Source organism: Zunongwangia pacifica (genome assembly GCF_023499215.1).
Classification (GTDB): Bacteria; Bacteroidota; Bacteroidia; order Flavobacteriales; family Flavobacteriaceae; genus Zunongwangia; species Zunongwangia pacifica.
In genome coordinates, this window is the sequence record NZ_JAKHSK010000033.1 from 42798 (window position 1) to 55110 (window position 12313).

At 37.5% G+C, this 12313-nt stretch carries 7 protein-coding genes; 6 read left to right on the forward strand and 1 reads right to left on the reverse strand.

The window, feature by feature from the left end; genetic code table 11:
- Positions 1-181 precede the first annotated feature (181 nt).
- The 3 genes from L1967_RS17800 to L1967_RS17810 are packed head-to-tail and all read left to right on the forward strand — an operon-like array spanning position 182 to position 8179.
- Complete coding sequence (locus L1967_RS17800) at positions 182-3406, forward strand: hypothetical protein (protein WP_249602853.1); 3225 nt, start codon at positions 182-184, stop codon at positions 3404-3406.
- 20 nt (positions 3407-3426) lie between these two features.
- Entirely contained in the window at positions 3427-7743 is a 4317-nt protein-coding gene (locus tag L1967_RS17805; protein ID WP_249602854.1) for a DUF6443 domain-containing protein, read from the forward strand.
- A gap of 4 nt (positions 7744-7747) precedes the next feature.
- The gene (locus L1967_RS17810) at positions 7748-8179 is read left to right on the forward strand and encodes a DUF4265 domain-containing protein (RefSeq protein WP_249602855.1); all 432 of its coding nucleotides are present in this window, start codon (positions 7748-7750) and stop codon (positions 8177-8179) included.
- 46 nt (positions 8180-8225) lie between these two features.
- Here the strand turns inward: L1967_RS17810 and L1967_RS17815 are convergent, their stop codons facing one another.
- Positions 8226-8558 (reverse strand): helix-turn-helix domain-containing protein, encoded by a 333-nt coding sequence (locus L1967_RS17815; RefSeq protein WP_249602856.1) that lies wholly within the window; start codon positions 8556-8558, stop codon positions 8226-8228.
- A gap of 159 nt (positions 8559-8717) precedes the next feature.
- On the opposite strand from L1967_RS17815, the gene L1967_RS17820 reads away from it, so the two are divergent.
- From L1967_RS17820 to L1967_RS17830, 3 genes are all read left to right on the forward strand, one after another.
- Complete coding sequence (locus L1967_RS17820) at positions 8718-10238, forward strand: hypothetical protein (protein ID WP_249602857.1); 1521 nt, start codon at positions 8718-8720, stop codon at positions 10236-10238.
- A gap of 118 nt (positions 10239-10356) precedes the next feature.
- Entirely contained in the window at positions 10357-11274 is a 918-nt protein-coding gene (locus L1967_RS17825; protein WP_249602858.1) for a tyrosine-type recombinase/integrase, read from the forward strand.
- Between the two features lie 2 nt (positions 11275-11276).
- Positions 11277-12170 (forward strand): tyrosine-type recombinase/integrase, encoded by an 894-nt coding sequence (locus L1967_RS17830; protein ID WP_249602859.1) that lies wholly within the window; start codon positions 11277-11279, stop codon positions 12168-12170.
- The last annotated feature ends 143 nt before the right edge of the window (positions 12171-12313 follow it).

A 12313-nucleotide genomic window follows, 5' to 3' on the forward strand; every position in this document is an offset into this window, starting at 1 on the left:
TAATGCTTATTAAGTCATAAATGATATTATTAAAGTTTAAATTTGTTTAGTATGATTATATTTAAATTTTAACATAATATCACATCAAAACATTACTATTAGTAAGGTTTTGATGTGATGTAGTCAATAAATTAATATTTAATTTTAACTAGTTTATTTATAATTGTTAAAGTTTCTTTCAATGAGTATTATCAAAAAAACCTTAGCCTTTCTAATAGTAATTTTTTACTGTTTTGCACTTAGGGCACAAGAAGAAAATTCTATAGGTGCCCTACCTGAAATTGCCCCACCCTCTCCTACAGCCTATGAATTTACCAAATACGGTGATATTCCATTAGATGAGTCTACCGGCGTAGCGAACATTACTATTCCTCTTATAGAATATTCAGCAGGCTCTTTAAATCTTCCTATAAGTTTGTCCTATGCTACTACAGGAGTTAAAGTAGATCAAATAGCTTCATGGGTAGGTATGGGATGGAACCTTAATGCTGGGGGGATAATAACTCGATCGGTACGTGGAGTTGCAGATGAAATTGCAAATTCAAAAAATTTTCAATCACTTGATACCACCCAATCATGGTATACTTCCTCAAGATTGAATTATTTATATTTTCTTCGAAGCGTTGTAGATGATGCAGATGCAATTGATTTTGAGCCAGATATTTATAATTTCAAATTTAATGGTATTTCTGGCTCATTCATTTTAGACGAGCAAAGTAATCCAATCTTATTAAAACAGGATCGAAGTTTAAAAGTTGAGTTACTTAATGGAGGTGATTTTAAGTTTATCACTGCTGATGGTACCGAGTATGTTTTTGATGTTAAAGAAACTACTCAACCTCAAAATAGCTGTACAACCGGTAATTTAGAGCCTACGGTTACAAGTGCTTGGTACCTTTCAAAAATTACCGCATTGAGTGGAGATGAAATAACTTTTAGCTATAATACACAGAGTATGTTCTATGCATCCGGTTTTAATCAAACATATACAGCTCCTTATTATTATACGGGAGGGTCCCAAGATTGTACCGCTCCTACTACTGTAGAAAATAATTGCGAGCTTTATAGTTCTGTATCCTCAAAAAAAATAAGTTCAATTTCGAATAATCGAAATTCGAAAACGATTGTTTTTAACACTACGTCAAGAGGGGATATTGAAAATACATCGGTTAAATTATCAGGCATTCAATATAAAAATGGTTCGGTTATAATAAAGGACTATAATTTTTATTACGATCTTATTACAAGTACAAAAAGTTCAACAAACCCCTATTTAAATAATAGTATTTATAAAAAGAGAATATTCTTGAATAGGGTAGAAGATAATACGGGTAGTGAAAGTAAGACTCACCGATTTTATTATAACGCTCCAACAGAATTGCCACCACGTTTTTCATTTGCACAAGACCTCTTAGGTTTTAATAATGGGGAATATAACAACCAAAGTTTATACCCAGATTATGTAGGGAATTTATATTCTATTTCTTATACGGAAGCAGAGCGCTCTGGAAATTTCACGTATACCAAAAACGGTATTTTGGAAAAAGTGGAATATCCCACTGGAGGATATACTGAAATTGAATACGAACCTAATAGTGTAATCACGAGTGAATCTGCCTATGTTTATGACGGGTTTAATATTTCAGTTTCCACTACTGGAAGCGAATATAATGAACATAGTATTTCTCCGCAAATGGGGTCAACACTTGAACTTAATGGAGAGGTGAATATCATTGATGGCTCTGATGCAGTTCATGATAGGGTCTTTTTAAAAGTCTATAATGAGACTACTTCTTCTTATATATTAAATGAAAATGTAGCCGCAGGATCTTTTAATTATAATGTTAATATGAATGCAGAAAACACCTATAAAATATCTTTAGATCTTTCTCCTGTATTATTAGATGATGTTGAAGCTAATGTAAGTGGAAGCTATATTTCAGACAATATTACTCAATCTGTTACTAGTAATTCTGGTATTAGAGTGAAAAAACTCACAGATGTAGCTGGGGCATCTTCAATTCCTATAGTTAAAAGATTCTATTATAATGATATGGCACATTATGATCAGGAGATATTTCCATTATTTGGTTCTGTGAATTTATATGAAATTCAAGAAAAAAGACTGGCATGTGGTGATTACTATGAAGAGTTCACAATAACATCTGGAAACTGGAACCATTTTTATTACTTTAATAATAATATTGGATTCTATGATCAGGTAACCATTAGCTATGGAGGGGATAATTTTCAAAATGGAGGTATTGAAAAAACATTTTTAGCCTCGTATGATGGTTCAAAAACTACTTTTCAAACAGAGGTGATTCCAAATGGTCCATTGTCCAACGTATCTCCGTACAAAGGAGAATTAATAAAAGAAATTAGCTTCAAATCCAATAATGGAACTTTTGAAAAGCTTAAGGAAACGATCTATAACTATGATACTACCAGAGTTGAGCAAATAGATGCCTACCTCGGTAGAAATAAAAGCCCTGCTTTTGTTTGCCCTGCTGGAGATAATAATTTAACTACGATGGCTGAAGGTACAAAGGATTATGAGATGAATCATTATTATGTGCTAAGCGAAAAGAGAAATCTGGTAGGAAAAATAGAAAAGTCATATTTTGGAGCGGGGGATGTTATAAGTACGGTAGAGTATGAATATAACGGAATTAATCATGATTTACCAACTAAGATTACAACCTATCAGAGCGATGATTCCAAAATTACATCTCAGCAAATATGGTATCCAAAAGATATAACTAGCACTACTTCGTTGGGTTTTAATACCCTGAGTTCTCAAGACAAAGCCGTGATTGATAACATGGTTCTTAATAATGTGGTTAGTGGGCCAATACAGAAACAAAAACAGGTGAAGTTAGGAAGTTCTATTTTATCCAATGAAGTTGAACGCTACCTCTTTCTAAATAATTCAGGCCAATTTTTACCAAAGAGCGTCCAAGTTTTAAAAGGAACTTATAATAGTTCTTCTAATGCGTTACAAAACCTATTAACTTATCATGAATATGATAACTATGGGAATCTTATGGAAGTGGCTAAGGAAGGGGGAGCCCATGTGTTATATTTATGGGGATATGATCGTCAATTCCCAATAGCAAAGATTGAAAATACTTCAAAAACAATTCTTCAAAATATCTTAGGTACGTTAACTGATGTAGATGAGACAGATCTTTCAGCGATTAATAATCTTCGAAATAATACTTCCTTTAAAGAATCGATGATCACTACCTATGACTACGATCCATCTGTTGGAATAGTGAGTTTAATAGATCCAGCTGGCTTAGAGATAAGTTTTTTTTATGATTCCAATGGTCGTTTAAAAATGATTAAGGATGATGAAGGAAATATTATAGAAGAATACAATTACCATTATAAAGGGGAATAATTCCAAAATCTTTTAAGATAATGAAAACTAAAATACTTTTATGGGGGATATCCCTACTTGTTTATATGTTTGTTAATCAGAGTTTTGGTCAGGTAGTCGAGAAAGATTCTGTCTCAGCATCTGAAGCTGTTATACAAATACAATCAGCGCAGGCTGTACAACCACCTCCGGGAGGTGGGGGTGGAGGAACGACTTATCCCTGGAATCGGGATAGGGATAATGATGGATACGGAGATCCAAATGATCAGGTAATGAGTGAAACCAAACCAGCGGGTTATGTTGCCAATGCTTCCGATTGTAATGACAATGATTCATCAATCCACCCAGGAGCTACAGAAATAGCAGATGGTAAAGATAATGATTGTGATGGTTTAATAGATGAAGGTGTTCCTTCAGCTTTGAGTAATGAGGACTTTGAGAACAATCTAGGGGATTGGCAACAAGCTACTAATGATGATATAGATTGGACGCGCCTTTCTGGAAGCACGCCCTCATCAAATACAGGGCCTGCTAGCGCGATATCAGGGAGTTATTATTTATATCTTGAAGCAACAAGTAATACAAGTAAAAGAGGGATCATAAGTAGTCCTTTTTATACGATTCCGCAAGGTTATGAAATGCGGTTCAATTATCACATGTATGGAGCTGATATGGGAAGTTTAACTGTTGAAATTAGTTCAAATGGAACAAGTTGGGCTTTATTATGGTCAAAGTCAGGTGATCAAGGTAATGCATGGCGTGAAGCTATTATTGATTTGTCCTCCTATGGAGGGAACACAAGATATATCCGTTTTAATGGACTTACCGGATCTAATTATCGAAGTGATATTGCGATCGATAATATAGTGTTTGCAAGTGCTACCAGTGGTGGCGGAGCTGTTGATTTTAGTGATGAAAATTATGTGTATACGAGAACTTATCGCCAAGCACATACTACGTCATTGGATCAAAGTCAGTTAACCCCTTCTAAAGCAACAGAATCGATTACCTATTTTGATGGACTTGGTCGTCCTATGCAACAAATAGGAATAAAGCAAGGAGGAGCAGGTTATAATGACATTATTAGCCATATTGGCTATGATGCTAGTGGCCGTCAAGATAAAGACTATCTGCCTTATATTGAAGATGCAGGCGAATCAGGTGCCTATCGAGGTGATGTGAGGTCAGAAACAAAACAATATTATAAAACGAATTTTGCTCCAGATTTTTCGGCATCAACATCTTATTCAGATGCAAATCCATATAGCGAAAAGGTATATGAGCCTTCTCCGCTTAATAGGATCATCGAACAAGGTGCTCCTGGAGATGATTGGAAAATTGGTTCAGGAAATACGGTACGTACAGATTATGCTAGTAATGAAACAAATGAGGTACGTTTATATAGGGTAACATTGAGTAGTAGTTATGTACCCAGTTTATCGACTCCTGGCTATTACTCAGCAGGCGCACTATATAAGACCGTGGTTAAAGATGAGAACTGGAGCAGTGGGAATTTGCATACTACCGAGGAGTTTAAGGACAAACAGGGACGGGTGGTGCTTAGGCGTACCTATGGCCCTGCGGATAAGAACATGGATGGTGATGCCACGGACTCTGGGGAGTCAGAGGCTGTTCATGACACTTATTATATTTATGATGATTATGGGAATTTATCCTATGTACTTCCTCCAAAATCAGAGGCAACAGTTAACCAGCCTTCTTCCGGGGAACTCGCCGGGCTTTGTTATCAGTACCGCTATGATAAGCGCAACCGCCTTATTGAAAAACGGCTTCCCGGTAAGGACGTTGAATATATGGTCTATAATAACCTTGACCAGTTAGCCATGAGTCAGGCCTCGGATATGCGCTCAGAGAACTCTGGAAAAGAAAAGGATGAATGGTTGTTTACTAAATATGATGCCTTTGGGCGTATAGTTTATACTGGTAAAATAGATAACGATGGGGAGCGATCTTCCATGGAAGGGATCTTTTCTGGGGCTGCCTATCATTATGAAAAACGCCAGGGAGCTACTAATGTAGGCGGAAAAACGATCTATTATAGCAACCAGGCCAAACCCAGTGGTATCAATGAATTGTATACGGTAAACTATTACGACAATTACGATTATAACCCTTCTTTGAGTTTACCCTCAAGCAGCCAGGGACAAACGATAGTTCAGGGGGGTAGTAAAGTCCAGGGACTGGCCACCGGGAGCCTCACCCGTGTACTGAATACCAATCACTGGATCGAGGTGATCAATGGCTACGATGCCAAAGGGCGCCTAATCTATACCAAAGAACAGAACCCATACCTGGGCACTACCCAAACTACTGAGCATTTGCTGGATGCCTTTACCGGGGAAGTGGAAAAGACAAAAACCACCCACGTCAAGACCGGTACGGGAGCCATTACCATTACGGTAGAAGATTTCTATCAATACGACGATCTGGGAAGGATGACCTTACATACCCAAAAGGTCAATGGCGGCAATGAAGAACGGATTGCTGCAAATACCTATGATGAATTGGGGCAATTGAAAAGCAAGGAAGTGGGCAACCGTAAAGGCTATACCGCCCTTCAAGAAGTGGACTATGCCTATAATGTACGGGGCTGGTTGAAAGGTATCAATAATATTGGCAGTACCAGCAAGCTATTCAATATGTCCCTGTATTACCATGACGGGAACAGTACCGATCTTTACAATGGGAATATCAGCGAGGTACGCTGGCGTACCAAGAACACCGACAATGCCCAAAAGAGCTATAAGTACTACTATGATGCCCTCAACAGGATTACCAAAGCCTATGGGGGGACCGGCAGTGGTGATAATGGCGATAAGTTTAACCTGGGATCCTCTTCCATTCCAACGACCTATGATCTCAATGGGAATATCACCCATTTGTTCCGTAGGGGCGCTATCGTGGCCAGTCCCAGCCTGTCAAACAACAACCATTTTGGGAGCATGGATAATTTGATCTATAAGTACCAGGGCACCTCGAACAAGCTGCAACGTATCGAAGAGAACAGCGGTAATGATAATTACGGATTTTTGGATCATTCTACGGCCACTACGGAATATACGTATGATCTGAATGGCAATTTGAAAACCGATGCCAATAAGGATATTACCAGCATTACTTACAATCACCTGAACCTGCCCACAAGTATTATCTTTAATGGGAGCAGTTCTCAGAAAATTGAGTATTTTTATGATGCCAATGGGGTAAAATTAAAGAAACGGGTGAACGATAATGGCAGTATAACCGAGACCTTGTATGCGGGCAATTTTATGTACCGTGGGGGCAGCTTTGACTTTTATTTTCACCCGGAAGGCTATGTTTCTAAAGAAAATGGCAGTTATAAATATGTCTACCAGTACAAGGATCATTTAGGGAATATTAGAGTGTCTTATGATAACAGTGGATCAGTATCGAGCCCGAATGCTTCTATTGTTGAGGAACATAATTATTATCCTTTTGGCTTACAGCACAAAGGTTACAATAATGTGGTAAATGGCACAGAACATCCTTATAAATATAATGGTAAAGAACTTGAAGAGGAATTAGGCTTAGGTTGGTATGATTACCAAGCAAGGAGATATGACCCAGCTTTAGGACGTTGGCACGTTGTTGATCCTGCGGCAGATTTAATGAGACGTCATTCGCCTTATAATTATGCTTTTGATAACCCTATTAGGTACATTGACCCTGATGGAATGCTTCCTGAAGATATTATAATTAGAGGAGAAAATGGATCTAGTTTAACTATTGTTACTGATTTAATTGATGTTGATGTTAATGCAGGTGGAATTGTAGGAGATTTAGGCGGTAACTACTCTTTTGATGGAGAGGATATTTTAGTAGCAGGATTAGATATTGTAGGTATTGTTGATCCCTCGGGAGTTGCAGATGTAGCAGCGGCCAGTATTGAAGCGAAGAATGGAAATTATGGCAGTGCGATATTAAGTGGTTTAGGTGTAGTGCCTTATTTAGGAGATGTTGGAAAAGTGGGCAAAATACCTAAACACTTAAAAACTATTAATAAAGCAGTAGATGCTGTTAAAGCGGAAAAGAGAGCTGCTAAATTGAGTAAAGTAGGTAGGGAAGGTAAAAACTTCACAAAGGCTGGAAAAGAAGCTGTTATTGATGTAAATAAAGCCAAAAATAATGGTAAAGTTATATGTGAGAATTGTGGAACAAATACACTTCCTGCAACGCAGTCAAAGAAAGGTGTAACACCTTCTAAAAAAGAACGACAAGTAGACCATATAGACCCGAAATCCAAAGGAGGTAGTGGGACGCCTGATAATGGTCAGGTGCTATGTAGAGATTGTAATATTAAAAAGAGCAATAATTAAAGACGTGAAATCAAAAGTAACATTAGTATATAAGGATTTAGAAGATAATATCGCAGAAGAAACTGTATGGGCTAAACCTTTAGAGAATGGACTATACCAAATTGATAATATTCCATTTTACGCACCTAATTTATCTAATAAAGATATAATTGCGGTTGAAAATGATGAAGGAGTCTTGTATTTTGATGATTTGATAAAATCTTCAGGACATTCTACGGTACAAATAATCTTTTTTGATGATAGTAAATCTAAGTGGTTACTTCAGAAATTAGAAGAAGTAGGGTGTAAATGGGAAGGTATGAAAGAACAACCGTACTATACTGTAGACATACCTTTGGATGTGGATTATAACATTGTGAAAGATATACTAAACAAAGAAACTGAAATAGGTATTTTAGACTATAAAGAATCTTGTTTAGCTGAAAATCATAGTTAGATTTACTATTTTAGATTACCGAACCACCTTTAGCGAGGTGGTTTTTTTATGCGTAAGCTTTTTTAGCATTGGCATCCCTGATGGCAAGGTCGAGGAATTTTAAGACCATTGCCTTATCCTCTTTGTCCATATCCTGAATAGCCTGGAAACGCTTTAAAAGCTCCTTGTCCTTTATAGCTATAAAATCATCGCTCAACAAAGCATCTGCGGAAATACCCAACGCATCAGCGAGAGCCTTTAAGACATCGGCTGGCGGAATGCTCGTACCCAGTTCATAACGGGAAAGGCTTTTGTTGTTCACGCCTGAAATCTCTGCAAGCTCTGCTTGGGAAAAGTTCTTTTGCTGTCTGTACAATCGTATACGTTCTGCTATAGTCATAATCGAGAAATACTTATTAAAAACACCTATAAAAAGTGAATATTAGACAAATATAGGTAAGATAAAATAAACAAATCCATAAAGTGTCTTGTGTTGTTTTCTTGTAATTGTTACTTTTGGGACAAATCCGAGAATGAAAATTTTTAAACTTTTTTGAAAATGGCACTCAACAATTCCAATCCAAACAACTACGAATACGTCACCAATCATTTAGAAATCCACGTATTGGGTGGTATAAAGCTGAACAAGTTGGACAGTCTGCGGGTAACATTGAGCATACAAAAGCCAGAGCAATACAACGTAGTTAGGCAAAGCATCGATTTATACAACGACAATCAAATAGAAAAGTTAGTAAGAAAAATAGCTGAACGGTTAGAAATTGGAACGAGCGTAGTACGCAGGACATTGCAGGAACTTACAAAGGAACTGGAGAACTACAGATTTTTGTTAGTGGAAAAAGAAACCATTGCCAACCAACCATTTTACAAAGAGCTATCAGCAACGGAAATCAAAGAAGCTGAAACCTTTTTAAAGTCCAAAGACCTGTTAAAAAAGACCAATAAGCTCATTGGCCAAAGTGGAGTTATTGGCGAGGAAAATAACAGGCTTACAATGTATCTAATCTTCACAAGCAGAAAGACAAACAACCCTTTGCATTGCATCAGCTTGGGCAGTTCCGGAGCAGGAAAAACACACTTACAATCTTCGATAGCATTATTAATGCCAGAAGAAGATGTTATTGAAGTAACCAACCTATCAGCAAATGCACTCTACTACTTTGCACAAAAAGAACTCTGCCATAAAATCATCATCATCGAGGATATGGATGGTGCAATGAGCGTACTCTATCCACTTCGTGAAATCGCCAGTAAAAAGCGCATCACAAAAACAGTCGTTCATAAAAATGCTAAAGGCGAAACCAAAACCATACATCTAACGGTCGAAGGTCCAGTTTGCATCGCAGGAGCAACTACACAGGAAAGCATTTACGAGGACAATAGCAATAGAAGCTTTTTACTCTATATCGATGAAAGTGAGGAACAGGACAAGAAAATAATGCAGTACCAAAGATTGATTAGCGCAGGAAAAGTAAACGAAGATGAAGAACACAAAGCGAGGGAATTACTTAAAAATGTTCAGAGAGTTCTAAAACCTATAAAAGTGATAAATCCTTTTGCAGAATTTTTAGAGCTTCCACAGTCTGTATTTAAACCAAGACGAACCAACTCACATTATCTACAATTTATTGAAGCGATTACATTTTACAAGCAATACCGACGTTCAACCCAGTACGATAAAGACACAGGAGAAGAATATATAGAAACCACCATTGAAGATATAGAAGAAGCCAACGAACTGATTATTGATGTTTTGCTACGCAAAAGCGACACGTTAACAGGAGCTTGCAGAAATCATTTAGAGAACTTGAAAGACTATTTAATCAAGAATAATCAAACCACATTTACAAACGCTGAAATCCGTAGAAGATTACGAGTAAAGGAAACTACTTTAAGACGTTACAATACTCAATTACTGGAAGAAAATTACATCCAAAGAGTAAAGGCAAAAACCAAAAGCTATGCTTATGAAATCGTGGAAATGGGCGAATACGAAAACCTTAAAAAGCAGATAGATAAAGCATTACGAAACTGTATCGACAATATCAAAGTAGCATCCTAACTCGCCATATCGCCACCAAGTCGCCACCAATAAAATGGCGAGATTAAAACAAAGACAATCAGTTAATTAACTACAACTCGCCTCGTCTTCCCAAAAATGCAACCGACCTAAAATAAAAATGAAGAAATCAGCACTAAAAAACCCAAGTTACAAAGCCTTATTACTGTCTTTTAAAGACTGGTTGGACGTATTGGGATTTAGTGAGGGAATGCGGAAAAACTATCCAAACCATTTATGCGAGTTCTTTTACTGGCTGGAGTGCCACGGGCACACCGAAATAAACATCATCAACAAGGACATCGTAAAACAATACTACAACTATCTAAAACAACGACCGAACAAGTCAAGAAGCGGAGCGTTATCGGCAAGTTCCCTTAACCACCATCAACAGGCATTGCACAAGTTCAGGGATTATCTGTCCAAGCATCACAAGAAGCCTTTTAAAATGCATATCAAAAGAGAAAAGGTAGAAGATGAAAAACTGAAATACTGCACCACAGAAGAAGTAAAACAACTTTTTAAAGCTACCAAATACAGCCACGAACTACCGAGATTTAGAGCAAGACAAAAAGCATTATTGGTGTGTTTGTACAGCTTGGGAATGCGAAGAAATGAAGTGATTAACCTGATGCTAAACGATATTCTTTGGGATAAGGAACGTGTATTTATTAGAAAGGGGAAGAACTACAAAGAGCGTTTTGTACCCATCAACCATTACAATCTGCGAATGCTCGAAGATTACGTTTTTGATGCACGGTTGGACTTTAAACAAGCATCGGAAAGCGACTATGTTTTTGTGAGCAGACGAAGCACCAAAATAAGCGGTTGCACCATAGAAAACGATTTAAAAATGATTATCAAAGCCAGTAATAGTGAAGAACTGAAATACAGGAATATTACGCCTCATATGTTGCGCCACTCAATCGCTACGCACTTTTTAAGGGCGGGAATGAAGATAGAAGATATACAACAGTTTTTAGGACACGCATCACTCGAAAGCACACAGATTTACACGCATATCTTAAAAGACGATTAGTTATGAACTATGAGAAATATTTAGAGCAGAACAATTACAGCAAGACCACTATCGAGCATTATCTAAAAAGGTTTAAAGAATTTACAGCTTGGTCAAAAAAATATGGTATCAAGGCAACTGAAATCGATTACAAGACCTGTTTGAAATACGTGAAATATTTACAGCAAAAGAGAATACAGGTACAGACGATAAACAACCATATCGTAACGTTGAGAAACTATTTTGATTACTTGATTGAAGCCAACAAAAGAGCGGAAAACCCAATCGAAGAAGTATCGGTAAAGGGAACGGTAAAACGAGTAATGCACAACCTTTTGGATGCTGACGAATTAGAGGATTTATATTACAGTTTTGAAACCGACAGTTTTAATAAATACAGCAACTACAAGGCAAGGTTAAGTGCCAAACGTAACAAAATCATCACAGGATTAATCGTCTATCAAGGCTTGAACACGACCAATCTAAAAAGTCTTTTGTTGGAACATTTACAGCTCTACAAAGGCAAAATCTATGTGCCGAGTACCAGACGGAACAACGCCAGGGAAATGGAACTTAAACCTTGGCAGGTAATGAATTTATTGGAATACATCAATGAAATCAGACCAGAAATAGCGAAGTACAATCAAATCCACAGCGATGAACTGTTGATACCGCAAAACCACTTTAATGACTTGGTGCAAAGAGGTATCGTAAAACGGTTGAAAGCCATAAACCAAAAAGCAGGAAATATCAACCATCTGCGGGCATCGGTAATCGTAAACTGGCTGAAACAATTTAATATGAGAAAGGTTCAATATTTAGCTGGCCATAAATACATCAGTTCAACGGAAAGCTACAAGCAGAACAATCTTGAAAGCCTGCACGAAGCCGTGAACGAGTTCCATCCATTAAGCTGAAAAACCTGCATTGAGCGAAGCCGAAATATCCCCAGGGCAAAAAGTCCACGCCGCTCGTACCCTCACGGCTCGCCCTGTCCTTTTTGCCCTTCCGCGCGCCACCGCCCTTGCAGGTTTTTGTGCGCCACCACTAAAGCAGCCCA